General features: G+C 64.8%; 24 protein-coding genes. 15 read left to right on the forward strand and 9 right to left on the reverse strand.

Features of this window, described 5'->3' with window-relative positions; translation table 11 throughout:
• Nucleotides 1–24: 24 nt before the first annotated feature.
• The 4 genes from MF607_RS01525 to MF607_RS01540 are packed head-to-tail and all read left to right on the forward strand — an operon-like array spanning nt 25 to nt 3,253.
• Nucleotides 25–1,530: a TadE/TadG family type IV pilus assembly protein gene (locus MF607_RS01525; protein ID WP_277925641.1), complete on the forward strand. Its 1,506-nt coding sequence runs from the start codon at nt 25–27 to the stop codon at nt 1,528–1,530.
• Between the two features lie 9 nt (nt 1,531–1,539).
• Nucleotides 1,540–1,935 carry a hypothetical protein gene (locus MF607_RS01530; protein ID WP_242115636.1) on the forward strand — a complete coding sequence of 132 codons (396 nt, stop codon included), beginning with the start codon at nt 1,540–1,542 and terminating at the stop codon, nt 1,933–1,935.
• The gene (locus tag MF607_RS01535; RefSeq protein ID WP_242115637.1) at nt 1,932–2,525 is read left to right on the forward strand and encodes a TadE/TadG family type IV pilus assembly protein; all 594 of its coding nucleotides are present in this window, start codon (nt 1,932–1,934) and stop codon (nt 2,523–2,525) included. The genes MF607_RS01530 and MF607_RS01535 overlap by 4 nt, the downstream gene beginning before the upstream one ends.
• A complete protein-coding gene (locus tag MF607_RS01540; protein WP_242115638.1) occupies nt 2,522–3,253 on the forward strand; it encodes a histidine kinase in 732 nt (243 codons plus the stop codon). The genes MF607_RS01535 and MF607_RS01540 overlap by 4 nt, the downstream gene beginning before the upstream one ends.
• A gap of 15 nt (nt 3,254–3,268) precedes the next feature.
• Here the strand turns inward: MF607_RS01540 and MF607_RS01545 are convergent, their stop codons facing one another.
• The 3 genes from MF607_RS01545 to MF607_RS01555 form a co-directional block, all read right to left on the reverse strand.
• Nucleotides 3,269–4,711 carry a pyruvate dehydrogenase complex E1 component subunit beta gene (locus tag MF607_RS01545; RefSeq protein WP_242115639.1) on the reverse strand — a complete coding sequence of 481 codons (1,443 nt, stop codon included), beginning with the start codon at nt 4,709–4,711 and terminating at the stop codon, nt 3,269–3,271.
• A gap of 1 nt (nt 4,712) precedes the next feature.
• Complete coding sequence (gene pdhA, locus MF607_RS01550; RefSeq protein ID WP_242115640.1) at nt 4,713–5,762, reverse strand: pyruvate dehydrogenase (acetyl-transferring) E1 component subunit alpha; 1,050 nt, start codon at nt 5,760–5,762, stop codon at nt 4,713–4,715.
• A 98-nt stretch (nt 5,763–5,860) separates the two neighbouring features.
• On the reverse strand, nt 5,861–6,217 hold the full coding sequence (locus MF607_RS01555; RefSeq protein WP_242115641.1) for an FtsB family cell division protein: 357 nt from the start codon (nt 6,215–6,217) through the stop codon (nt 5,861–5,863).
• A gap of 61 nt (nt 6,218–6,278) precedes the next feature.
• Here MF607_RS01555 and MF607_RS01560 point away from each other — a divergent pair, with 61 nt between their 5' ends.
• Both MF607_RS01560 and MF607_RS01565 read left to right on the forward strand, forming a co-directional pair.
• Nucleotides 6,279–6,647, forward strand: a complete 369-nt coding sequence (locus tag MF607_RS01560) for a tRNA-binding protein (protein ID WP_242115642.1) — start codon at nt 6,279–6,281, stop codon at nt 6,645–6,647.
• A 147-nt stretch (nt 6,648–6,794) separates the two neighbouring features.
• Nucleotides 6,795–9,257 carry a TonB-dependent receptor domain-containing protein gene (locus MF607_RS01565; RefSeq protein ID WP_242115643.1) on the forward strand — a complete coding sequence of 821 codons (2,463 nt, stop codon included), beginning with the start codon at nt 6,795–6,797 and terminating at the stop codon, nt 9,255–9,257.
• Nucleotides 9,258–9,300: 43 nt separating this feature from the next.
• Here the strand turns inward: MF607_RS01565 and MF607_RS01570 are convergent, their stop codons facing one another.
• Nucleotides 9,301–9,675 carry a winged helix-turn-helix transcriptional regulator gene (locus MF607_RS01570; protein ID WP_242115644.1) on the reverse strand — a complete coding sequence of 125 codons (375 nt, stop codon included), beginning with the start codon at nt 9,673–9,675 and terminating at the stop codon, nt 9,301–9,303.
• 120 nt (nt 9,676–9,795) lie between these two features.
• Between MF607_RS01570 and MF607_RS01575 the strand changes: the two genes are divergently transcribed.
• Both MF607_RS01575 and MF607_RS01580 read left to right on the forward strand, forming a co-directional pair.
• Nucleotides 9,796–10,440 carry an NAD(P)-dependent oxidoreductase gene (locus MF607_RS01575; protein ID WP_242115645.1) on the forward strand — a complete coding sequence of 215 codons (645 nt, stop codon included), beginning with the start codon at nt 9,796–9,798 and terminating at the stop codon, nt 10,438–10,440.
• A gap of 2 nt (nt 10,441–10,442) precedes the next feature.
• Complete coding sequence (locus MF607_RS01580; RefSeq protein ID WP_242115646.1) at nt 10,443–11,108, forward strand: DsbA family oxidoreductase; 666 nt, start codon at nt 10,443–10,445, stop codon at nt 11,106–11,108.
• 137 nt (nt 11,109–11,245) lie between these two features.
• On the opposite strand, the gene eno is transcribed toward MF607_RS01580, so the two are convergent.
• The gene (gene eno / locus MF607_RS01585) at nt 11,246–12,520 is read right to left on the reverse strand and encodes a phosphopyruvate hydratase (protein WP_242115647.1); all 1,275 of its coding nucleotides are present in this window, start codon (nt 12,518–12,520) and stop codon (nt 11,246–11,248) included.
• Between the two features lie 144 nt (nt 12,521–12,664).
• On the opposite strand from eno, the gene MF607_RS01590 reads away from it, so the two are divergent.
• The 5 genes from MF607_RS01590 (at nt 12,665) to MF607_RS01610 (ending at nt 14,615) form a co-directional block, all read left to right on the forward strand.
• On the forward strand, nt 12,665–13,198 hold the full coding sequence (locus MF607_RS01590; protein WP_242115648.1) for a hypothetical protein: 534 nt from the start codon (nt 12,665–12,667) through the stop codon (nt 13,196–13,198).
• An 8-nt stretch (nt 13,199–13,206) separates the two neighbouring features.
• A complete protein-coding gene (locus tag MF607_RS01595; protein ID WP_242115649.1) occupies nt 13,207–13,539 on the forward strand; it encodes a phage holin family protein in 333 nt (110 codons plus the stop codon).
• Nucleotides 13,539–13,850 carry a hypothetical protein gene (locus MF607_RS01600; RefSeq protein WP_242115650.1) on the forward strand — a complete coding sequence of 104 codons (312 nt, stop codon included), beginning with the start codon at nt 13,539–13,541 and terminating at the stop codon, nt 13,848–13,850. The genes MF607_RS01595 and MF607_RS01600 overlap by 1 nt, the downstream gene beginning before the upstream one ends.
• Before the next feature lie 4 nt (nt 13,851–13,854).
• Nucleotides 13,855–14,301, forward strand: a complete 447-nt coding sequence (locus MF607_RS01605; RefSeq protein WP_242115651.1) for a hypothetical protein — start codon at nt 13,855–13,857, stop codon at nt 14,299–14,301.
• A 92-nt stretch (nt 14,302–14,393) separates the two neighbouring features.
• The gene (locus MF607_RS01610; RefSeq protein ID WP_242115652.1) at nt 14,394–14,615 is read left to right on the forward strand and encodes a DUF4170 domain-containing protein; all 222 of its coding nucleotides are present in this window, start codon (nt 14,394–14,396) and stop codon (nt 14,613–14,615) included.
• Nucleotides 14,616–14,771: 156 nt separating this feature from the next.
• On the opposite strand, the gene MF607_RS01615 is transcribed toward MF607_RS01610, so the two are convergent.
• From MF607_RS01615 to carA, 4 genes are all read right to left on the reverse strand, one after another.
• On the reverse strand, nt 14,772–15,440 hold the full coding sequence (locus MF607_RS01615) for a rhomboid family intramembrane serine protease (RefSeq protein ID WP_242115653.1): 669 nt from the start codon (nt 15,438–15,440) through the stop codon (nt 14,772–14,774).
• A 6-nt stretch (nt 15,441–15,446) separates the two neighbouring features.
• Nucleotides 15,447–15,923 carry a transcription elongation factor GreA gene (greA, locus tag MF607_RS01620; RefSeq protein ID WP_242115654.1) on the reverse strand — a complete coding sequence of 159 codons (477 nt, stop codon included), beginning with the start codon at nt 15,921–15,923 and terminating at the stop codon, nt 15,447–15,449.
• A gap of 84 nt (nt 15,924–16,007) precedes the next feature.
• Entirely contained in the window at nt 16,008–19,340 is a 3,333-nt protein-coding gene (carB, locus tag MF607_RS01625) for a carbamoyl-phosphate synthase large subunit (RefSeq protein WP_242115655.1), read from the reverse strand.
• Nucleotides 19,341–19,624: 284 nt separating this feature from the next.
• Complete coding sequence (carA, locus tag MF607_RS01630; RefSeq protein ID WP_242115656.1) at nt 19,625–20,821, reverse strand: glutamine-hydrolyzing carbamoyl-phosphate synthase small subunit; 1,197 nt, start codon at nt 20,819–20,821, stop codon at nt 19,625–19,627.
• 145 nt (nt 20,822–20,966) lie between these two features.
• Between carA and MF607_RS01635 the strand changes: the two genes are divergently transcribed.
• A complete protein-coding gene (locus tag MF607_RS01635) occupies nt 20,967–21,419 on the forward strand; it encodes a GatB/YqeY domain-containing protein (protein ID WP_242115657.1) in 453 nt (150 codons plus the stop codon).
• A gap of 39 nt (nt 21,420–21,458) precedes the next feature.
• Complete coding sequence (gene dnaG / locus MF607_RS01640; RefSeq protein WP_242115658.1) at nt 21,459–23,264, forward strand: DNA primase; 1,806 nt, start codon at nt 21,459–21,461, stop codon at nt 23,262–23,264.
• The last annotated feature ends 162 nt before the right edge of the window (nt 23,265–23,426 follow it).

Raw genomic sequence — 23,426 nt, forward strand, 5'->3', positions numbered from 1 at the left:
GTCGACAGGACGGGCAAGCACAGGATGAACGGGCGACGGCATGGGCGGTGTCCAGATGGCATTCTGACGCGACTGGCGCGGGATCGCCGCGGCAACACGCTGGCCATGATGGCGATCGCGCTCATTCCCATCACCGCGCTCGGCGGATCGGGCGTCGACATCGCCCGGGTCTATATGGTCAAGAACCGTTTACAACAGGCATGCGACGCGGGCGTCCTCGCCGGCCGCAAGTTCATGGACGACACCAAGGGCACGACGCTCGACGAAAAGGCCACGAAACAGGCCAACGCGTTTTTCCTGAGCAACGTCGCCAATGGCTGGCTCGGCATCACCGACGCGAAGTTCACCCCGCACCGCACGGGCGACAACCGCGTCGCCGGGGATGCGCAGGTGGTCGTGCCAATGACGGTCATGAAGATGTTCGGCGCGCCGGATGTGACGCTGGCGGTCGCATGCGAAGCCCGTCTCGACATCGCCGATACCGACATCATGTTCGTCCTCGATACCACCGGGTCGATGATGTGCCTGCCAAGCGAAAGCGCAGCGGACTGCGAGAAAAGCAGGGCCGAGTCGTACAGCTACGATCGCCCCGGCAGTTCGACGGCCGATACCACGCCGGGCTATGCCGGTAGCAAGGGCTATGCCCTGAAGGAAAAACGAGGTTCGCGGATCGCGGCATTGCGGACCGCGGTCATTGATTTCTACGATACGATGGAAACCGCCAAGCAGGCGAACACGCGCATCCGCTATGGTTTCGTGCCGTACGCAACGGGGGTGAATGCCGGTGCCGCGATCCGCGCGATGTCCGCCAGCTATCTGGTCGGCAGCAATGGCCGCAACGACACCGCAACCTATCAGACCAGACATATCGTTGACGAATATCGGGTTCGCTCCACCTCTGACAGGGTCAGAGTTTCACGGGAAAGTTGCGAAGCATTCGTGCCGGTTCGGGACCCGGCGACCAGGCTGACCTTCGATTCGGAGGGCAACGCCACGCTCACGACGCGCGAATGGGACAGCGATCGCGAGCGCTGCACCGAAACCCGGTCGTCGCTTGGCCCGGTATGGGCATACGAACCCTATGCACTTGATGTGAGCGACTATATTTCCGCCGCATCGGCTCGCAACTCGACGCGGATCAGACCGACCGACAACGCATGGCTCGGCTGTATCGAGGAAACCGACCGAACTACCAGCGGATCGCGGCAGTTCGACGCCAACAGCCTCCCTCCTAATCTCGACCCCAGCCTCAAGCCGTCGGGGCAGGACCGGTGGCAGCCGCTATGGCCGGAAGTCGCCTATTCTCGCTATTATAACAATAACAAATACCGTGGCACGCTCTACAGCCAGGGCGAAATCAACGACTACTACTGGCTGGGTTCCGACGGCAATCTGAAGGCCGGCCTCGTAAGCTGCGGCAAACCCGTACAGCGGCTGTCTGCACTGTCCCGGGACCAGGTGCGGACCTATATCAACGATGCCGATTTCTCGCCATTGGGGGGAACCGAACACGATACCGGCATGCTATGAGCGCTGCGATTGCTGTCGCGCGACGGGATCTTCGCCAGCGACAATGGCGGCCAGGGCAGTCGTTCGGCCGCGAAGCAGGTCATCGTCTTCCTTACCGACGGCGACATGAGTCCCAATGACACGATCTACGGCCTCTACGGGATGGAATATTGGGATCGCCGCATCGCCAATGGCGACAGCGACCTGAAGCCCTACCACAACGCCCGCTTCCTCGCCCTGTGCGACAAGGCGCGGGCGATGGGGATCGACGTATGGACGGTTGCCCTCAGCATGGGCAGCACGGCCGAACTGAAAAGCTGTGCTTCCTCCTCGGATCAGGCATTGGCCACCACGTCAGGAACCGGGCTGTCCGATGCGTTCAAGAAGATCGCGAAGGCGGTCGCCATGCTGCGGATTTCGCGATGAGGATGCGTTCGCCTCGCCACGTGTATCGTGACCGTCGCGGCGTCAGCGTGACCGAATTCGCGCTGTTGGCCCCGGTCCTGATGATGTTGCTGATGGGGCTCGGCGACCTGCTCTACCAACCCTATGTCCAGGCAATCCTCGACGGCGCCGTGCAGAAGGCCGGACGCGATTCGACGCTGGAGGAAAATGCGTCGGACCAGCGCGCGATCGACGATCAGGTGAAGGCCGCCGTCGGCAGCATCGCGAAGGACGCGACCTTCACGTCCTCGCGCGAAAACTATTCGGCCTTCGCGTTGATAAAGCCCGAACCCATCCAGGACGCCAACGGCAACGGGCGGCTCGATTCGGGCGAATGCTTCGACGACATCAACGGCAACGGCACCTACGACACCAATCCGGCGCGCATGGGTCAGGGGGGCGCCGACGACGTGACCCGCTACACGATGCGCGTCGTCTATACCCGCCCGTTCCCCGTCGCGGAACTGCTCGGCTTCCCGCCGACCATGACGATCGAGGCTTCCACGTTGCTGAAGAACCAGCCCTATGCCCGACAGACGGTACGGTCGATTCCGCGCGTGTGCCTGCCATGACCACGCCGCCCCGGACGCTACCTCGCCCGTCTCTGCGTGCCCTGCTTCGCGACCGGCGTGGCGTCGCCATGCTGGAATTCGCGCTCGGCCTCCCATTGCTTCTGGGCGTCGGCCTCTACGCCACCGAAACGGCCAACCTCGCGTTGACTACCATGCGCATCAACCAGATCGCCCAGAACCTTGCCGATAATGCGTCACGCGTCGGCGACATGAACAGCGACAGCATCAAGCAGTTGCGCGAGATCGATATCAACGACGTGCTTACCGCCACCCGGCTGCAGGGCGACCGGTTCGAGCTGACGACGCGCGGGCGGATCACCATCTCCAGCCTCGAACAGAATTCAGACGGGGTACAGTATCTGCACTGGCAACGCTGCATCGGCCTGAAAAGCGGTCCGGACTATGATTCCAGCTACGATCGCACCCACGGCACGATGGACCGGGACGACGGCATCGGCACGGGTTCACAGAATGCCGGGGTGAAGATGCCGAACGGCATGGGCGATCAGGATCCCAAGGTCCAGTCGCCGGCCGGGTCGGGCGTCATGTATATCGAAGTGAATTACGAATATCGCCCGGTCGTAGGCACCGCGTGGCTACCCGGCGGATCGGCACGCATCCATGCGACGGCGGCGTTCGTCGTGCGCGATCGACGTAATTTCGATCAGATCTATAATCCGGACCCCGCCGCGCCGCGCTATTACTGCGATGCCTACAGCGCGACGTGACGGGGTCGATCGGGATCAGGCCTTGTAGGTGACCTTCTTCACCGCCGCGACGACCTTGTCGCTGGTGATGAGCGCCAACTTTTCGAGGTTCGCGGCGTAAGGCAGCGGCACGTCTTCGTTGGTGACGCGCAGCACCGGCGCGTCGAGGTCGTCAAAGCCCTGTTCCATCACCACCGCGGCGATTTCCGACGCGATCGAGCAGGTCGGCCAGCCTTCCTCGACCACGACCAGCCGGTTGGTCTTCTTCAGCGACTTGAGCACCGTCCTGGTATCGAGCGGGCGCAGCGTGCGCAGGTCGATCACTTCGGCATCGATGCCTTCGCCGGCCAGCTTCTCGGCGGCTTCGAGCGCGAGGCCGACGCCGATCGAATAGCTGACGATCGTCACGTCCTTGCCCGGCTTCATGATCCGCGCCTTGCCGATGGGCAGGACGAAATCGTCGAGCTTGGGCACGTCGAACGAACGGCCGTACATCAGTTCGTTTTCTAGGAAGACGACCGGATCGGTCGAGCGGATCGCCGCCTTCAGCAACCCCTTCGCATCGGCCGCGTCATAGGGCGCGATCACGATCAGGCCGGGAACGCTGGCATACCACGGGCCGTAATTCTGCGAGTGCTGCGCACCGACGCGGCTCGCCGCGCCGTTGGGTCCGCGGAACACGATCGGACAGCGCATCTGGCCGCCCGACATGTAGTTGGTCTTGGCCGCCGAATTGATGATGTGGTCGATCGCCTGCATGGCGAAGTTGAACGTCATGAATTCGATGACCGGGCGCAACCCGCCCATCGCCGCACCGGTGCCGATGCCGGCAAAGCCATATTCGGTGATCGGCGTGTCGATGACGCGACGGTCGCCAAATTCGGCGAGCAGACCCTGCGTGACCTTGTACGCACCCTGATATTCGGCGACTTCCTCGCCCATCACGAACACGCGGTCGTCGGCGCGCATTTCCTCGGCCATCGCGTCGCGCAGCGCGTCGCGGACCGTGGTCTTGACCATCTCGGTACCGGCCGGGATCTCGGGATCGGCTTCGCCTTCCTGATCGGCGGCGTCGAACAGCTGGCGCGCACCGGTTTCAGCATGCTGCTGCGACGTACCTTCGGGGGTCGGCGGAGCCTTGTCGTCGTTCTTTTCGTCGGCCTTCGGCGTCGCGGCGGCGGCATCGCCGGCGCGCGCTTCGGTCGGCTGGGCCGACTTGGCGGCGTCGACGTCTTCGCCTTCGCCCGCCAGGACCGCGATGACCGCGCCGACCTTCACATTGTCGGTACCCTCGGCGACGAGGATCTGGGCGATCGTGCCTTCATCGACGGCTTCGAATTCCATCGTTGCCTTGTCGGTCTCGATCTCGGCCATAATGTCGCCCGACTTGACCGTGTCGCCTTCCTTGACGAGCCACTTGGCCAGCGTGCCTTCTTCCATCGTGGGCGACAGCGCCGGCATCTTCAGTTCGATCGGCATCTCAGTAGGTCTCCACCAGCACGTCGGTGTACAGTTCTTCCGGGTTCGGTTCGGGCGCGCTTTCGGCGAAGTCGGCGGCGGCGTTGACCACCTTGCGGATTTCGGCCTCGATCGCCTTCAGCTCGTCTTCCTGCACCCCGGCGGCGTTCAGCTCGCGCTTCAGCCCCTCGATCGGGTCCGAATTGTCGCGCATCGCCTGCACTTCGTCGCGGCTGCGATATTTGGCCGGATCGGACATCGAGTGACCACGATAGCGATAGGTCTTCATCTCGAGGATGATCGGCCCCTTGCCCGCGCGCACCCACGCCAGCGCCTCTTCGGCGGCCCCGCGGCACGCCAGCACGTCCATGCCATCGACCTGGATGCCCGGAATGCGGAAGCTTTCACCACGCTTGTACAGCTGGTCCTCGGCCGAGGCGCGATTGACGCTGGTCCCCATGGCATATTGGTTGTTCTCGATCACGAAGATGATCGGGAGCTTCCACAGCTCGGCCATGTTGAACGATTCGTACACCTGGCCCTGGTTCGCGGCGCCATCGCCGAAATAGGCCATGCAGACGCCGCCGTCGTTGCTGTACTTGTGCCCGAACGCGAGACCCGCGCCCAGCGACACCTGCGCCCCGACGATGCCGTGGCCGCCATAGAATTTATGCTCGGTCGAGAACATGTGCATCGACCCGCCCTTGCCGCGGCTGATGCCGGCTTCGCGTCCGGTCAGCTCGGCCATGATGACCTTGGGATCGATGCCGTACGCAAGCATGTGACCATGGTCGCGATAGCCGGTGATGACCGAATCCTTGCCGGATTCGAGTGCCGACTGCAGCCCCACGGCAACCGCTTCCTGACCGATATACAGGTGGCAGAAACCACCGATCAGGCCGAGGCCGTACAATTGCCCCGCCTTCTCCTCGAAACGACGGATCAGCAGCATCTCCTTGTAAAAGGAGAGGAGTTCCTCTTTCGACGCCTCGTACCGCTTTGGCTCACCCGGCCGTTCGCGATTGGGAATGACGGGTTCGCTGGTGCGGCCTTGCGCCGGTGCTTTTGCCACGGTTCGGATGCCTCGTTCCTGAAAGGATGGGTAGGAAGCGCCGCCTATGGCGCGAATTATCCCCTCGCGCAACCGAGCCAGCCCGTTCCGGTCCGGATTCAGTCGTCGATGCGGATTCCGCAGCGGGTGCGCGCCGCCGCCTCACCGCCGATCGGCACGATGAACTCATCCGGGTGGGCGACGTTCAGCTTCCGCCGGACCAGTTCGTCGACCATGTCGGGATCGGCATGGCGCGGATCGAGCAGTTCGACCCGGTTGCGCAGATCGGCGCGCACCTTCTCCAGACAGGCATATTGCGCCTTCCGCACCGCCAGCTTGCGTTGATAATCGCGATAGGCGAGCACCCCGTTCGGCCCCAGTACCGCGTGATAGGCGAAGAACCCGATGACGAGGATCACCAGCGCCGGCCAACCGGCACGTCTCAACATCTGACGAAGGGGCGAGGAACGCGACATGGCGCGTATGTCGTTTATAGCCCGCCCCCACGCAAGCCACCTGCCGCCCCAAGGAGCCGATATGCACCTGCTGCACGACCCTGCGACGCTCACCGACCCGACCGATTTCGACACGTTTCTGAAGGTCGACATCCGTGTCGGCACCATCGTCGCCGCCGAACCCTATCCGGAGGCGCGCAAGCCTGCGATCAAGCTGGTCATCGATTTCGGCCCGGTGATCGGCCGCAAGCGGTCGAGCGCGCAGATCACCGAACATTATGGATGCGAGGGATTGATCGGGCGACAGGTCGCGGCGGTGGTCAACTTCCCGCCCCGACAGATCGGCAAGTTCGTGTCGGAAGTGCTGACGCTGGGCTTTCCCGATGGAAGCGGCGCGGTGGTGCTGTTCGCGCCCGATCAGCGGGTGCCGGATGGCGGGCGGCTGTTCTAGAACCGATCTACCCATCGGTCATTCTTTGCGAGCCGTGTCGGCCGCGCGCACACGTCAACCCATCCTTAAACCGATTGCAATAGGCGCAGCCCCGATCAATTTGCGGGGAGGATCAGGGAATTGCGCCTATTCTATACCACAGCCTGCGTGCTGCCACTCATCGCCGGGGCGTCGGCGCATGCGCAGTCGACGACGGCGGGTAATGACAAGCCGGTCGAGCAGACCAGAGACGCCGCCAAGCCGGCGGGCGACATCATCGTCACCGCGGTCGCGCGGGGTCGCGACCGACTCGACAGCGCCATTTCCACCAGTTCGCTCCGCGAAGCCGACATACTGAAGGCCGCGCCGCGCTCGACCGCGGAGATTTTCCGGAACGTACCGGGCGTCCGTTCGGAAAGCTCGGGCGGCGAAGGCAATGCGAACATCTCGATCCGCGGCCTTCCGATCGCCTCGGGCGGGGCGAAGTTCCTGCAACTACAGGAGGACGGCCTGCCCGTCCTCGAATTCGGCGACATCACCTTCGGCAATGCCGACATCTTTCTGCGCGCCGACCTGAACCTGTCGTCGGTCGAGGCGATCCGGGGCGGATCGGCCTCCACCTTCTCGTCCAATTCGCCGGGCGGCGTGCTCAACCTGATCTCGAAGACCGGCGAACAGGAAGGGGGCGCGCTGCAATTCGGCGCGGGGCTCGACTATCAGGAATATCGCGTCGATTTCGACTATGGCGGCAAGATCGACAGCAGCCTGCGCTATCACGTCGGCGGTTTCTACCGTCAGGGCGAAGGGCCGCGCCGGGTCGGCTATGACGGCAATCGCGGCGGTCAGTTCAAGGCGAACCTGACCAAGACCTTCTCGGGCGGCTATATCCGCTTCTACGGCAAATATCTCGACGATCGCGCGGTCGGCTATCTGCCCAATCCGGTCCGGGTCACCGGCAGCAACGCCGATCCGCGCTATGCCAGCCTGCCCGGCTTCTCGATCACGCGCGACGCGCTGTTGTCGCGCAACTTCACCACGAACCTGACGCTCGACGGCCAGAATAATGTCGTCACGCGCGACCTTCGCGACGGCCAGCATCCGGTGGTAAAGGCGTTCGGCGTGGAAACACAGATCGACCTGTCCGGATGGACCGTGACCGACCGGTTCCGCTACGCCGACATCAGCGGCGGCTTCTCGTCGAACTTCCCGTCCAACGTGGCCGCTGCGTCGGACATCGCAACCGCGCTCGGCGGCGCCGGTGCGACGCTGCGCTTCGCCAGCGGCCCGTCCGTTGGACAGGCGATCACCGACCCCGCCGCGCTCAACGGTAACGGCCTGCTCGCGCAGATCGTGGTGTTCGACGTGAAGCTGAACAGCCTCGACAACGTCACCAACGACGTGCGCGCCAGCCGCGTGTTCACGCTCGGCGGCGGCGACCTGACGACGACGGCGGGCTTCTACAAGTCGCGCCAGGCGATCGATACCGACTGGCTGTGGACGTCGACGCTGCTCGACGTGCGCGGCGATGGTCGCGCCGCGCTGGTCGATGTGGTGTCGGCGGGCGGCACGCCGGTGACGCAGAACGGCTTCTATGCGTACAGCGCCAGCTATTTCGGCGACTGTTGCCGCCGCAGCTACCGCGTCGCCTATGACGTCAACGCGCCGTTCGCCTCGCTGAACTACAAGGTCGGCCGCGTCGCGCTGGGCGCCAGCGTCCGCTACGATTTCGGCGACGCATCGGGATCGATCTACGGTGCGGACCTCGGCGGCGGACGCACCGGCGTCGTCGCGCGCGACATTGACGGCGACGGCATAATCACTGCGGCGGAACGGCGGGTGGCGGTCATTCCGCTCGGCCAGCCGGCCCCGGTCGATTATGGCTGGAACTACCTGTCCTATTCGGCGGGCATCAACTTCCGCATCGCCGAGCCGTTCGCGGTCTTCGCCCGCTACAGCCGGGGCGGCCGTGCCAATGCCGATCGGCTGTTATTCGGTCCGGCGGTCAGCACGACCGACGGCTCGCTGCTCAGCAAGTCCGCCGCCGTCGACTTCGTCCGCCAGGCGGAGGCAGGCGCCAAATATCGGCACAACGGGCTGGTCCTGAACCTGACCGGCTTCTGGGCGCGGACCGAGGAACAGAATTACGAAGCGACGCGGCAGGTCTTCATCGATCGCGAATATCGTGCCGTCGGCCTCGAATTCGACGGTGGCTACCGGGTCGGCGCGTTCGGCATCACCGGCGGCGCTACCTGGACCGATGCGAAGATCGTCAGCGACGCGCTCAACCCCGGCGTCATCGGCAACACGCCGCGTCGTCAGGCGCGGCTGATCTTCCAGGCGACGCCGCAGGTGGAGATCGACCGGTTCACTATCGGTGCCAATGTCATCGGCACGACCAGCAGCTATGCGCAGGACAGCAACCAGTTGAAGCTGCCCGGCTACACCGTCGCCAACGCCTTCGTGCAATATCGCCCGACCAGCCGTCTGCTACTGTCGCTGAACGCGAACAATCTGTTCGACGTACAGGGTTTTACCGAGGCGGAGGATGCGGTGATCCCGACCAACGGCATCGTCCGCGCACGCTCGATCAACGGCCGCACGACGTCGATGACGGCACGTATCCTGTTTTGAGCCGATCGCCGGGCCACGTATCCGCGTGGCCCGGGGTCCTTCGCTACGCCCCATCCCCGGCCGCATCATAGCGCAGGCGAGCGTCGCGAATATTCGTCCGGTTCGCATCGGCCCACATCGTCAGCGCCATGACCGGCGCAAGCAGCGACCTGCCGATATCCGTCAGTTCATACTCGACCCGCGGCGGGATGGTGGGGAACATGGTCCGCCGCACCATACCGTCACGCTCGAGCCCGCGAAGCGTGATCGTCAACATACGCTGCGAGATGCCGTCGATCCGCCGCCGCAACGCGTTGAAGCGAACCGGTCCGTCCTTCAGCGTCGCGATGATGTAGAGGCTCCATTTATCGCCGATCCGGTCGAGAATTTCGCGCACCATGCCGCAGTCGTCGTGACCGCCCGGAGCGGTAAATTCCATGTCACCTGGTTTCATCGGCGTGCCTTCTTGCAGGGGGCGGTGCGGTCACTTTAATAGTGTCGGTAACATTTTGTTACCACCCTGTTCCCGTGGCGGAACCGTGAATCGGAAGGATATGCGATGAAGATCGCTCTCTTCGGCGGGACAGGCCCCACCGGACGGCACATCATCGAAACGGCGCTGGCGCGGGGGTATGCGCTTGCCGTCTTCGCGCGCGACCCGGCAAAGCTCGCCGCCTTCGTCGGCCGGGTCGAGATCGTGGTCGGCGACCTCCGCGATCGCGACGCGATCAAGGCATGCACCGCAGGCACCGATGCCGTCATCAGCGCCCTCGGACCCAACAGCCTGAAGGCGCGCGAAAAGCGGCCGATCACGCGCGGTGTCGCCACGATCATCTCGGTCATGGAGGAATTGAACGTCCGCCGCCTGATCCAGGTCTCGACGCCCGCCTATCGTGATCCGAAGGACGGTTTCGATCTGCCATCGCGTGCCTTTGTGATGCTGTTCAGGCTCATCGTCCGCAACGCCTATGACGATATCCGGGCGACCGCCGAACAGGTGCGCCGCTCCTCGCGCGACTGGACGCTGGTGCGGATCCCGAATCTTTGGGACGGACCGGCAACGGGGCGGATCGCCATCGGCTGGTACGGCCGGACGAAGCTCGGAATGAAGCTGTCACGGGGCAATCTGGCGAGGTTCCTGGTCGATCAAGTGACGGCCACGGATTATCTCCGCGCCGCACCCGGGATCGCGGATCGCCCATGAGGATGAATGAACGAAAGGACGCTATCGTGCTGCGGATCGACCTCTATACCGATATTGTCTGCCCGTGGTGCATCATCGGGCATCACCGTCTCGACAAGGTGTTGGCGGAACGTTTTCCCGACCTCTCGGTGGACATCCGCCAGCATCCGGTGCTGCTGCTGCCCGACGCCCCGCCGCAGGGCCTGTATGTCGCCGATCTGCTCCGCGCGCGCTACGGCGTGACCGATGTCCGGGCAGCGTTCGCTCGTCCCGAGGCGGAAGCACGGGCGTCGGGCCTTGCGCTCGATCTCGGCCGCCAGCCATGGATGTACCGAACCCAGCCGGCGCATGGGTTGATCCTCGCCGCCCGGGAACGGGGGACGCAACATGCCCTCGCCGTCGCCATCACGAAGGCGTATTTCCTTGATGCACGGAATATATCGGACGCCAACGTGCTCGCCGATATCGCGACCCGGCACGGGTTCGAGGGCGAGGAAGCGCGCGCAATTGCCCTCGACCCTGCGCAACATCGCCGGGTTGACATAGCAGCGGCGCAATCCGCGGAAGCGGGAGTCCGATCAGTGCCCCATTTCGTCTTCGGCGACCGCATCGCCATCAACGGCGGCCGCAGCGAGGACGAACTCGCCGCCGCCATCCGTCAGGCGTCTGCCATCGCTGCAACCGGATAGGACGCGATCACGTTGCCGGAGCGGTGAAACGCGAACGCCGCCGCACGGCGGGAAAAGGCTTGCCGGCCTTTCGCCAACGGACGGACGCAAAAAAGGGGCGCCGGTTCGCACCGACGCCCCCTTCCCTCATTCCGCGATCAACGCAGGATCGAACGCCCCGCATAGCGGGCCGCGCCGGCCAGCTCTTCCTCGATCCGGATCAGCTGGTTGTACTTGGCAAGCCGGTCCGACCGCGCCAGCGACCCGGTCTTGATCTGGCCGCAGTTGGTGGCGACCGCGAGGTCGGCGATCGTCGCGTCCTCGGTCTCGCCCGAACGGTGCGACATGACCGCGGTATAGCGGTTGCGCTGGGCGAGGTTCACCGCCTCCAGCGTCTCGGTCAGCGTGCCGATCTGGTTGACCTTCACCAGCAGCGAGTTGGCGAGGCCCTGCTCCAGACCCATCGCCAGCCGCTTCGGATTGGTCACGAACAGGTCGTCGCCAACCAGTTGGACCTTGTCGCCGATCTTGTCGGTCAGCGCCTTCCAGCCTTCGAAATCGTCCTCCGACATGCCGTCCTCGATCGACAGGATCGGATAGCGCGCGGCGAGATCGGCAAGGTAGTCGGCCATCTCGACCGGCGACAGCGACTTGCCCTCGCCGACCATCTCGTACCGGCCGCCCTTGAAGAACTCCGTCGCTGCGCAGTCGAGCGCGAGCATCACGTCGTCGCCGGGCTTGTAGCCGGCGCGCTCGATGCTCTGCATGATGAAGTCGAGCGCGTCGATCGTGCTGCTGAGCGCCGGCGCGAACCCGCCTTCGTCGCCGACCGAGGTGGCAAGGCCCTTTTCCGACAGGCCCTTCTTCAGCGTGTGGAAGATTTCCGAACCGCAGCGGACCGCCTCGGCGATGCTGTCGGCACCGACCGGCATCACCATGAATTCCTGGAAATCGATCGGGTTGTCGGCATGTTCGCCGCCATTGATGATATTCATCATCGGCACCGGCAGCAGATGCGCCGACACCCCGCCAACATAGCGGTACAGCGGCAGGCCGCGCGCATCCGCCGCTGCCTTCGCCACCGCAAGGCTGACGCCGAGGATCGCGTTCGCGCCCAACCGGCCCTTATTGTCGGTGCCGTCGAGCTGGATCATCGCATGGTCGATGTCGCTCTGGTCCTCGGCGTCCATGCCCAGCACCGCTTCGGCGATGTCGCCGTTCACCGCCTCGACCGCGGCCAGCACGCCCTTGCCGAGATAGACCGACTTGTCGCCGTCGCGCTTTTCGACCGCTTCATGCGCGCCGGTCGACGCGCCCGACGGGACCGCGGCGCGGCCGAAGCTGCCATCCTCCAGCAGCACGTCGACCTCGACGGTCGGATTGCCGCGGCTGTCGAGGATTTGGCGGCCATGCACCTGAATGATTGCGGTCACGTAACGACTCCCTTTATGTCCGTGCGGAACGGCGTGGTCGCGGTCCCTGTATACATTCGGCCCGCGCCCCGCAAATCCTGTGCGCGCAACGGAACCCGACCATTGCCGCATGGTTATCGTCCCGAAACGAAGAAAGGATTCGTTATGACCGACTTCAATCGGACCGGCGGCTCGCCGACCACCAGCGACACCGCCGTCGACTTCAATGCCGACATCACCCCCGCCACGGGTGGCACCGTCGAGTTCACCCCGGCCGCAACGACCTCGTTCGATTCGGAAGCGACCTCGACCGGCAGCGCCAAGCAGACGCTCAAGGACGAAGCGTCGAAACTGACCGCCAAGGCGACCGATAAGGCACGCGGCCTCGCCGATGAGGGCAAGCTGCGCGCGACCGGTGCCCTCGACGAATTCTCGAAGCTGATGGAGGACGCCGCCGGCACCGTCGACGAGAAACTCGGCGAGCAATATGGCCAATATGCCCGTTCGGCCGCCCAGGCTATTTCGGGCTTCTCGGACAATCTGCGCGGCAAGGAGGTCGACGACCTGATCGCCGATGCCAGCGATTTCGTCCGCAAGAGCCCGGCGATCGCGATCGGCACCGCCGCCGCGCTCGGCTTCGTGCTGGCGCGCATCGTCAAGGCCGGCACCGACGCCGACACTCCCGTGGTCAAGGGCTGACCCCGATCATGGGGGACGAGGGGCTGGGAACGGTCGTCGGTCGCGTCGTCGAGGATGCGAAGGCCTATGCCCGGGCCGAGGTGACGCTGTGGAAGACAGTCGCCAGCACGCGCGGATCGCAGGCCGGCATCGCCGCCGGCCTTGCGGTCGGTGCCGTGGTCATCGCGCTGTCGGCGGTCACCGCGCTGCTGGTCGGGGCGATTCTTTCGCTGCGGCCGTTGATGGGGCCGGGCTGGGCGACGTTGCTGGTCGTCGTCGTGGCGCTCGGGATCGCGGCCATTCTCGCCAGGATCGCATTGGCGAGCTTCAAGCGCGTCGTCGCGCCTCTGGGAGACGGCTGATGATCCCGCCAACCCTCGCCGCCGCCCGCGCCGACGCGCTGCTCAAGCGCGCCCGGCTACAGGCCAGCATTGCCGAAGCGAAGCATCGCCTGTCGCCCGCGACCATCGCCTCGAATGTAGCCGACGACCTGCGCGACAAGGCGGAGGACGGCGTCGCGGTCGTGATGGAGCGTCCTGGCGTCGCGGCGGGTATCGCCACCGGCGTCGTCGCGCTGCTCGCCCGCAAGCGCATCGCCCGCCTGTTCCGCAAGGCACCGCCGCCGCCGCCCGCCCCCATCGCCCCGCCCCCGCCCGTCCCGAACAAGGAATGACATCATGAGCGAACTCAAGACCGCCCCGCACGAAACCACCGGCACCATCGACACGCTGAAGGAAAAGGCGTCGACCGCCGCCCATGCGACCAGCGACGCCGCGCACGACGCTGCCAAGCGCGCCTCGGACGCCGCCCATGACGCCGCCCAGCGCGCGTCGGAAACGATCGAGACCAATCCGCTTGCGGTCCTCGCCGGTGGGCTCGCACTCGGTGCCGTCGTCGGCGCGCTGCTGCCGCGTACCGCGCAGGAAACGAAGACGCTTGCCCCGCTCGGCAAGAAGCTGGCCGCCGCCGCCACCGCCGCTGCCGCCACGGCGCGCGACGTCGGCAAGGAACAGCTGACCGCCGCCCTGCCGAGCAAGGACGGCGCCAAGGAACAGCTGCGTTCGGCGTTCAGCACGGTGGTGCAGGCCGCCGCCGACAGCGGCAAGGCCGCGGTCAAGAACTGATCGGTCGCGCAAATCCCAGATTCTGGGTTGAAGGGTACGCCCGGTCCGCTATGCGGGCTGGGCGTATCTTTTTTTGCACTGCGGGAACGACCATGAGCAAACTTCACCTCGTCTTCGGCGGCCGCGTCTCCGATCCGCGCACGCTCGACTTTGCCGACCTGAAGGCGATCGACGTCGTCGGCATCTTCGGCGACTATGCCAGCGCCGAAAAGGCATGGCGCGCCGCGGCGCAGCGGACCGTCGACGATGCCGAGATGAAATATGTGGTGGTGCATCTGCACCGTCTGCTCGAACCGGAACTGCCGCCGGCGTAAGGCCCCAGCCGCTCCCGTTGGGTTCGAGCAGCTTCGAGCGAAGTCGAGAAGCGTCCGTCGAGAACGTCCGTCTAGGGCACCCCTTCTCGACTGCGGTTCTCGACAAGCTCGAACCTCCGCTCGAAGCAAACGGAGGGCGCAGGAGAGAGTTGCGGCTCAGTCAGGGCTGCCGGCGGCTACTCGCCGCACACCCCAGCGCCACCGCAACAACGGGCGGAGCAACAGCATCCCGGCGATGAACCCGCCGGCATGCGCCGCCCCGGCAATCGGCATCTCGCTCCCCGCACTCGCCCAGCCGATGGCAAGGTTTAGCAGGGTCCAGCTCACCCCCAGCCACACCGCATGGACGACATGCGCCGGCACCGGCCCGATCGCCTTCGCCTTGCCCCCGCCGAACAGCAGCGCATAGGCGCCGATCAGCGCCGAGATCGCCCCGCTCGCCCCGATCATCGGCGCGGGCGAAGTCGGCCCGGCCAGCCACTGCGCCGCGACCGACGCATAGGCACCGATCAGCAGCAGCACCAACACCCCGCGCAGTCCCACCGCCCGCTGCGTCGGCGTACCGACGATGGCAAGGCTCAGCAGGTTGAACGCCAGATGCACCCATCCGTCATGAATGAACGCGGCGGTGATCGGCGTCAGCCATAGCGGCACGAACGGCGCAAACCCCTCGATCGAGGCGACATTGCTGGTCATGCGCAGCGGCACGAAGCCCGCCGCGATCGCCGCGCTCCACACGCCGCCGGTCAGGATCAGCCACGCGCTGACGCAAGCGATCAACCCGCCGATCACGAGGATCGACGGGGAAGGACGCCGTTCGAACATAGGGGTTTAGATGAATTCGATCTTCGAGATCTGGTAATAACGGTCGCCCGACGGCACCGTCACCTCGACATCGTCATCGACCTTCCGCCCGATCAGCGCGCGGCCCATCGGCGAGTTGTACGAGATACGGCCCGACTTGGCGTCCGCCTCGGTCTGGCCGACGATCTGGTAGGTGACCGCCTTGTCATCCTCGTCGAGCAGCGTAACGGTCGCGCCGAACACCACCTTGTCGCCCGACAGGTCCTTCGGATCGATGACCTGCGCGCGGCTCAGCTTGTCCTCGATATCGGCGATCGACGCCTCGATCTGCCCCTGCCGCTCCTTCGCCGCATGATATTCGGCGTTTTCGGACAGGTCGCCATGGGCGCGCGCTTCCTCGATCGCGTCGATGATCTGCGGCCGTTCGACCTTCAGTTGCTTGAGGTGCGCCGTCAGGCGATCATAGCCCTCTTGCAACATCGGCATCTTTTCGACCGTCGCCATCGCGCGCGCGTCCCTTTTGTCATTACCCCCGCCACACGGACGGGCCTCCCTGCCCGTCCGCGCGCAACATTCCGCTGATGGGGATCAGTTGTGCGATTGCGAATAATAGGACTGCAACGGCCGCACTTCAAGGGAGCGGGCAGCCAGCGCCTGAATGGCCTGAGCCACCGCGACGCTGGCGGGCGCCGTGGTGAAATAGGGCACCTTCTGCGACTGCGCCGACGCCCGGATCGATTCGGAGTCCTTCAACGACTGCCAGCCTTCGGTGGTGTTGAAGATCATCGCGATATCGCCGTCGAAAATCTTGTCGACGATATGCGGACGACCCTGCGCCACCTTGTTGACGCGTTCGACCGGCACGCCATGGTCGGCGAGATAGTCGGCGGTGCCGCTGGTCGCGACGATTTTGAAGCCCATTTCGACCAGCAACTGCACGCCCGGCAGGATCACCGGCTTGTCGCTCGACTTGACCGACACGAACACCGTGCCGCTTTTGGGCAGGACGATGTTGGCGCCCATCTGCGCCTTGGCAAAGGCGGTGGCGAAATCGCCATCGATCCCCATCACTTCGCCGGTCGACTTCATTTCCGGCGACAATACTGGATCGACGCCGGGGAAGCGGCCCCATGGGAATACCGCTTCCTTGACCGCGACATGATCGATGTCGCGATCGATCGTCGGCAGATTGGCCAGCTTCTCGCCCGCCATCACCCGCGCCGCGATCTTGGCGACCGGCGTGCCGATCGCCTTGGCGACGAACGGCACCGTACGGCTGGCGCGCGGATTGACCTCGATCAGATAGACCTTGCCGTCCTTGACCGCGAACTGGATGTTCATCAGCCCCTTGACGTTCAGCGCCTTGGCCAGCGCCACCGTCTGCCGCTCGATCTCGGTGATGACCTCGGCGGTCAGCGAATAGGGCGGCATCGAACAGGCACTGTCGCCCGAATGGACGCCGGCTTCCTCGATATGCTGCAACACCCCCGCGACGACGACGTCGTCCCCGTCCGCGATCGCGTCGACATCGACCTCAATCGCGTCGCGCAGATACTGGTCGATCAGGACGGGGGAGTCTCCCGACACCTGCACCGCCGTCTGGATATAGTCGTCGAGTTGCCCGAGCGAATCAACGATCTCCATCGCCCGCCCGCCCAGCACATAGCTTGGCCGCATCAGCACCGGATAACCGATCCGCTCGGCGATCACCGCCGCCTCGTCGCGGCTGCGCGCCAGGCCGTTGGCCGGCTGGAGCAGCCCCAGCGAGGTGACCAGATCGGCGAACCGCTCGCGATCTTCCGCCAGATCGATCGAATCGGGCGTGGTGCCGAGGATCGGGATACCAGCCGCCTCGAGCGCGCGGGCGAGGTTCAGCGGCGTCTGTCCGCCAAACTGCACGATCACCCCGACCAACTCGCCCTTCGACGCCTCGACATGCAGGATTTCCAGCACGTCCTCGGCGGTCAACGGTTCGAAATACAGCCGGTCCGACGTGTCGTAATCGGTCGACACCGTCTCCGGGTTGCAGTTGACCATGATCGTTTCATAGCCGGCATCGCTCAGCGCGAAGCACGCATGGCAGCAGCAATAGTCGAACTCGATCCCCTGCCCGATCCGGTTCGGCCCGCCGCCGAGGATGACGATTTTCTTCCGATCAGTCGGCTGGCTCTCGTCCTCCGGCTCGCCAAAGGTCGGCGCTTCGTAGGTCGAATACATATACGGCGTCTTCGCCTCGAACTCGGCGGCGCAGGTGTCGATGCGCTTGAAGACCGGCCGCACGCCCAGCTTGTGCCGATGTTGACGCACCTCGTCCTCGGTCACGCCGCCGGTCATCATCTTGACGACCTCGTGGATCAGGCCCGATCCGCGCGCGATGCCGCGCTCCATGCCGCGCAGATTGGCCGATTGCAGCGCCAGCCATGCCAGCCGCTTGTCGGAGAAGCCCATCGATTTGAGCCGGCGCATCCCCGCCGCGTCCTGCGGCAGCCCGTTGGTGCAAACTTCGGTTTCCGCCGCGACGATTTCCGCCATGCGTTCGAGGAACCACGGATCGTACTTGGCGATGGCGTGGACTTCGGCGACGGTGAAGCCTTCGCGCAGCGCCTGTGCCGCGACCAGCAGCCGGTCGGGGGTCGCGACGGCCAGTGCCGCCTCGATCTCCGCGCGCGGCGCACCCGCCAGGCGTTCGACGCTGTTGAAGCCCGACAGCCCGGTTTCCAGACCGCGCAGCGCCTTCTGCATCGATTCATGAATATTGCGGCCGATCGCCATGACTTCGCCGACCGACTTCATCGCCGTCGACAGCACCGCCTGCGATCCCTTGAACTTTTCGAAGGCGAAGCGCGGAATCTTGGTGACGACATAATCGATCGTCGGTTCGAACGACGCCGGCGTCGCGCCGGTAATGTCGTTGGTGATCTCGTCGAGCGTGTATCCGACCGCCAGCTTCGCCGCGACCTTGGCGATCGGGAAGCCGGTCGCCTTCGATGCCAGCGCCGACGACCGCGACACGCGCGGGTTCATCTCGATGACGATCAGGCGGCCGTCCTTCGGATTGACCGCGAACTGTACGTTCGAACCCCCTGTTTCGACACCGATTTCCCGGAGCACCGCGATCGATGCGTTGCGCATGATCTGGTACTCTTTATCGGTCAGCGTCAGCGCCGGGGCGACGGTGATCGAATCGCCGGTATGAACGCCCATCGGATCGATATTCTCGATCGAACACACGATGATGGCATTGTCCGCACGATCGCGGACGACCTCCATCTCATATTCCTTCCACCCGAGCAGCGATTCCTCGATCAGCACCTCGGTGGTCGGCGACGCATCCAGCCCCTCGCGGACGATGCGCAGAAATTCGTCGCGGTTATAGGCGACGCCGCCGCCGGTCCCGCCCAGCGTGAAGGACGGGCGGATGATCGCGGGCAGCCCGACATGCTCCAGCCCGGCCAGCGCCTCCGCTTCGGTATGGGCGATATGGCTGCGCGCGGATTCGAGGCCGATCTTCTCCATCGCGACCTTGAACTTCTGCCGGTCCTCGGCCTTGTCGATCGCCTCGGCATCGGCGCCGATCATCTGCACGCCGAACTTTTCGAGCGTGCCGTCATTGGCCAGCGCCAGCGCGGTGTTCAGCGCGGTCTGTCCGCCCATCGTCGGCAGCACCGCATCGGGGCGCTCCTTCTCGATGATCTTGGCGACCACCGCCGGCGTGATCGGCTCGACATAGGTCGCGTCGGCCAGTTCCGGGTCGGTCATGATCGTGGCGGGGTTGGAATTGACGAGGACGATGCGATAGCCCTCCTCCTTCAACGCCTTGATCGCCTGCACGCCCGAATAATCGAACTCGCAAGCCTGGCCGATGACGATCGGCCCCGCGCCGATGACGAGGATGGACGAAATGTCGGTGCGTTTTGGCATTAGTGATCCAGTCCGTTTGCTGGGGCCTCGTTACCGACGAACCCAAGGTCCATCGGGAGTCCGCTGTTTTTCAATTGGCTAAGTACGCAATCGATCTGCTTGAAAGATCCGCCACGGGAAGGCCGTACGTGAACTCGGTTACCGCCCAGATGCTTCAACCAACTCCGAGGAGCATTGCATCGCTGCGTCATTCGATCGAGCTTCGCCTGCGTCACCGCGGCGGCCTCGGTCGAGCCGACCGATGCGCCAGCCTGAACGGCGAAGAGCAAAGCCAGCGCGAACAATCAGCGAGCCTTCATCATCCCCACGAACCGTTCGAACAGATAGAAGCTGTCCTGCGGTCCGGGCGACGCCTCGGGGTGATACTGGACCGAAAACGCACGGCCGCCGTCCACTTCGATGCCGGCGTTCGACCCGTCGAACAGCGACACATGCGTCTCGACCACCCCCACCGGCAGGCTGTCGCGTTCGACCGCGAAGCCGTGGTTCATGCTGGTGATCTCGACCGCGCCGTCCGACAGCCGCTTGACCGGATGGTTCGCGCCGCGATGGCCCTGATGCATCTTGATCGTGGTCGCGCCGACCGCGAGGCCGAGCAGCTGGTGTCCGAGACAGATGCCGAACAGCGGCTTGCCGGTGTCGAGCAGCTTGCGGATCACCGGCACCGCATATTCGCCGGTCGCCGCGGGATCGCCCGGGCCGTTCGACAGGAAGATGCCGTCGGGGTTCGCCGCCATCACCTCATCATAGGTCGCAGTCGCAGGTAGCACGGTTACTTCAGCGCCCGCGTGAACAAGGTTGCGGAAGATATTGCGTTTGCTGCCATAATCGATCGCAACGACATGCGGACGCGATGTGCTTTGCGTGGCACCTTCGTCACCTTCCGGCCGGGTGCTGTCGTCATAGCCCTTCCCCAGATGCCACGCCCCGCCGGCCCAGCCGTAATGCGTCTCGCACGACACCGTCTTGGCAAGGTCCATCCCCTCAAGCCCCGGCCATGCCTGCGCCTGTGCCAGCAGCGCCGGAATGTCGAACTCGCCGCTCGCCGAATGCGCAATCACCCCGTTCGGCGCCCCGCCCTGCCGGATGCGGCGGGTCAGCGCTCGCGTATCGATCCCGGCCAGCCCGATCCGGTTGTGGCGGGCCATCCACGCGTCAAGATGCTCGTTCGACCGGAAATTCGACGGCGCGGTCACATCCTCGCGGACGATCATGCCCAGCGCGTGCGGGTCGTTCGCCTCGACATCGTCGACGTTGGTGCCGACATTGCCGATGTGCGGGAAGGTGAAGGTGATGATCTGCCCGGCGAAGGACGGATCGGTCATGATCTCCTGATAGCCGGTCATCGCGGTGTGGAAGCACACCTCGCCGACCGCTGCGCCCTCGGCCCCGAAGCCACGGCCCCACAGCACGTCGCCATTGGCAAGGACAAGGACCCCGGTGGCTCCTTCGGGCATGGCAAATGGCTTGGCGTCGGCCATGATAGGCGGGCACTCCTGGGTTTGTCTGATGATGTCGCTAAGCGGTGGCGGCTAGTCCCAACGTCCCGCGCCGTCAATCCTGTGATCGCGGATCGATTGCGGCTATGCGTGATCGCTTATCCGAATGAGAGACACTGGAACCGCCATGATTCGCGACACCATCAAGGACGCCCTCGTCACCGCCATGAAGGGCGGCGACAAGGAGACGACGGCCACCATCCGCCTGATCCAGTCGTCGATCAAGAACCGCGACATCGAGGCACGCACCGGCAAGGCTCCCGATAGCGACGACGCGCTGGTGGTCGAAGTGCTGCAGAAAATGGTCAAGCAGCGCCGCGAATCGATCGAGATGTACGAGAAAGGCAATCGCCCCGAGTTGGCCGCCAGTGAAGCGCGCGAAGTGACCGTCATCGAACGCTTTTTGCCGCAGCAGATGGATGAGGCACAGACCGCTGCGGCGATCGAGGCGATCAAGACCGATCTGGGCGCCACGGGCATGAAGGACATGGGCCGCGTGATGGCCGAACTGAAATCGCGCCACGGCAGCGAACTCGACATGAGCAAGGCCAGCGCGGCGGTGAAGGCCGCCCTCAGTTAATCGGTTGCCGTACCCGTTCCGTTCGGGGCATAAAGAGCCATGACCCTATCGCCCCAGTTCCTCGACGAGTTGCGCACCCGCACGACGCTGTCGGCGCTGGTCGGCAAATCGGTGAAGCTTCAGCGCTCGGGCAACGAACATAAGGCGTGCTGCCCGTTCCATACCGAGAAGACGCCGAGCTTCTGGGTCAATGACGACAAGGGCTTCTACCATTGTTTCGGCTGCGGTGCGCATGGCGATGCGATCCGCTGGATGACCGATCAGCGCGGCCTGCCCTTCATCGACGCGGTGAAGGAACTGGCCGCCGCCGCCGGCATGGAAATGCCGGCGCAGGACGCGCGTTCGGCGCGTCAGGCGGAGCGGGCCAAGGGCCTGCACGAGCTGATGGCCGATGCGCAGACATGGTTTGCGGACCGGCTGGGCGACGAGGGCGGCATCGCCCGCGACGCGCTCGCCAAGCGCGGGATCAAGCCCGAAACGGCGCGCGCCTTCGGCATGGGCTTTGCCCCCGATGCGCGCGGCCGGTTGAAGGCGGCGCTCGCGTCGTACGGCGATCCAATGCTGGTCGAATCGGGGATGCTGATCTCGGTCGAGGGCAAGGAGCCGTATGACCGGTTCCGCGGCCGGCTGATGATCCCGATCCGTGACGCGCGCGGACGTACGATCGCGTTCGGCGGACGCATTCTTGGCGATGGCGAGCCGAAATATCTGAACTCGCCCGAAACGCCGCTCTTCGACAAGGGGCGCACCCTCTACAATATCGACCGGGCACAGGCCGCCGCGCGCAAGGCGAAGCGGGTGATCGCGGTCGAGGGCTATATGGACGTCATCGCGTTGGCGCAGGCCGGCTTCGATGAAGTCGTCGCCCCGCTCGGCACCGCGCTGACCGAACATCAACTTGAACGGCTGTGGCGCATGGCCGACTGTCCGATCCTGTGTTTCGACGGTGACGCGGCCGGGATCAAGGCCGCTCGACGCGCCGCGGAACGCGCGCTACCGCTGCTGCAACCGGGCAAGAGCATTTCGATCGTCACCATCCCCGACGGCATGGACCCCGACGATCTGGTCCGTGCCGAAGGGCCGCAGGCATTCGAAGACCTGCTCGCCCGCCGCGAATCGCTGTCCGACTTCCTGTGGCGGCTGGAGTTGGCGACCCTGCCGCCCGGTGCCGGCCCCGACGAGCGTGCGGCGTTCGAGCATGAGCTGGCGCGCCTTGCCGGTACCATCACCCATGAAGGCATTCGCCGCGAATATTTCCGCACCTTCAAGGACCAGTTCTTCGCGCTGTTCGGGGCGAAGGACCGCCGACTGCGCATCGTCGCCAACGACATGGCAGCAGCAGCGGACGTCAAGGAAGTCGATCTGGTCTTCGCCTTCCAGCGCGCGGTATTGATGGGACTGATGCAGCATGTCGACGTGCTGACCCGCCACTGCGAACTGATCGCGCAACTGCCGATCAAGAACCAGCAATTGCAACGCTGGCGCAACCACCTGATCGATCTTGCCATCTACCGCAACGACCTGAGCGAAAGCCTGTTGACCGACACGATCGCGAGCGACCGGCAGCTGGTCGACATGGCGCGACGCAACAAGGAAACCGACCTTGCCTTCAGCTTCTGGCTGCGCGAGGCCGATCGCGACACGGCCGAGACCGACCTGCTCCGCGTGATCCAGATTCTGGTCGACGAACAGGCGTGCCGCCGCGCCGAGAATGCCGCCGCCGAACGCTGTCGGCAGGATACGACCGAGCGGACCTTCGCCGACTATCAGCAGGCCCGGTCGAACCATGCCGCCGTGCAGGCGCGCATCCGCAGCTGGATGGAGGAACTGGACGAGGCGGCTTGATCCCCCCGCCCGTCTTTCCCATATCGCCGTCGTAGAATTGCCGGAAATCCGCGACCGGATCCCCCGAATGCACGCTCTTGGCTTGCAAATCCGGCGGTGTCGGACGAAGACGACCGGTAAAATAGCGCGAGGCGAACGCGCTGCATATATTTCTGAGGGTTA

The sequence above is a fragment of the Sphingomonas lacusdianchii genome (assembly GCF_022664395.1).
Taxonomy (GTDB): Bacteria; Pseudomonadota; Alphaproteobacteria; order Sphingomonadales; family Sphingomonadaceae; genus Sphingomonas; species Sphingomonas lacusdianchii.

Excerpts from the sequence above, each read along its gene's own strand:
- MF607_RS01580 (WP_242115646.1), top strand. The coding sequence starts at position 10,443 with ATGAATGAACGAAAGGACGCTATCGTGCTGCGGATCGACCTCTATACC.
- greA (WP_242115654.1), bottom strand. The coding sequence starts at position 15,923 with ATGGCGACGGTCGAAAAGATGCCGATGTTGCAAGAGGGCTATGATCGC.
- MF607_RS01525 (WP_277925641.1), top strand. The coding sequence starts at position 25 with ATGAACGGGCGACGGCATGGGCGGTGTCCAGATGGCATTCTGACGCGA.
- carA (WP_242115656.1), bottom strand. The coding sequence starts at position 20,821 with ATGGCCGACGCCAAGCCATTTGCCATGCCCGAAGGAGCCACCGGGGTC.
- carB (WP_242115655.1), bottom strand. The coding sequence starts at position 19,340 with ATGCCAAAACGCACCGACATTTCGTCCATCCTCGTCATCGGCGCGGGG.
- MF607_RS01595 (WP_242115649.1), top strand. The coding sequence starts at position 13,207 with ATGGGGGACGAGGGGCTGGGAACGGTCGTCGGTCGCGTCGTCGAGGAT.
- MF607_RS01615 (WP_242115653.1), bottom strand. The coding sequence starts at position 15,440 with ATGTTCGAACGGCGTCCTTCCCCGTCGATCCTCGTGATCGGCGGGTTG.
- MF607_RS01545 (WP_242115639.1), bottom strand. The coding sequence starts at position 4,711 with ATGCCGATCGAACTGAAGATGCCGGCGCTGTCGCCCACGATGGAAGAA.
- MF607_RS01540 (WP_242115638.1), top strand. The coding sequence starts at position 2,522 with ATGACCACGCCGCCCCGGACGCTACCTCGCCCGTCTCTGCGTGCCCTG.
- MF607_RS01555 (WP_242115641.1), bottom strand. The coding sequence starts at position 6,217 with ATGTCGCGTTCCTCGCCCCTTCGTCAGATGTTGAGACGTGCCGGTTGG.
- MF607_RS01575 (WP_242115645.1), top strand. The coding sequence starts at position 9,796 with ATGAAGATCGCTCTCTTCGGCGGGACAGGCCCCACCGGACGGCACATC.
- MF607_RS01535 (WP_242115637.1), top strand. The coding sequence starts at position 1,932 with ATGAGGATGCGTTCGCCTCGCCACGTGTATCGTGACCGTCGCGGCGTC.
- MF607_RS01610 (WP_242115652.1), top strand. The coding sequence starts at position 14,394 with ATGAGCAAACTTCACCTCGTCTTCGGCGGCCGCGTCTCCGATCCGCGC.
- MF607_RS01600 (WP_242115650.1), top strand. The coding sequence starts at position 13,539 with ATGATCCCGCCAACCCTCGCCGCCGCCCGCGCCGACGCGCTGCTCAAG.
- MF607_RS01605 (WP_242115651.1), top strand. The coding sequence starts at position 13,855 with ATGAGCGAACTCAAGACCGCCCCGCACGAAACCACCGGCACCATCGAC.
- MF607_RS01590 (WP_242115648.1), top strand. The coding sequence starts at position 12,665 with ATGACCGACTTCAATCGGACCGGCGGCTCGCCGACCACCAGCGACACC.
- MF607_RS01570 (WP_242115644.1), bottom strand. The coding sequence starts at position 9,675 with ATGGAATTTACCGCTCCGGGCGGTCACGACGACTGCGGCATGGTGCGC.
- MF607_RS01635 (WP_242115657.1), top strand. The coding sequence starts at position 20,967 with ATGATTCGCGACACCATCAAGGACGCCCTCGTCACCGCCATGAAGGGC.
- MF607_RS01560 (WP_242115642.1), top strand. The coding sequence starts at position 6,279 with ATGCACCTGCTGCACGACCCTGCGACGCTCACCGACCCGACCGATTTC.
- dnaG (WP_242115658.1), top strand. The coding sequence starts at position 21,459 with ATGACCCTATCGCCCCAGTTCCTCGACGAGTTGCGCACCCGCACGACG.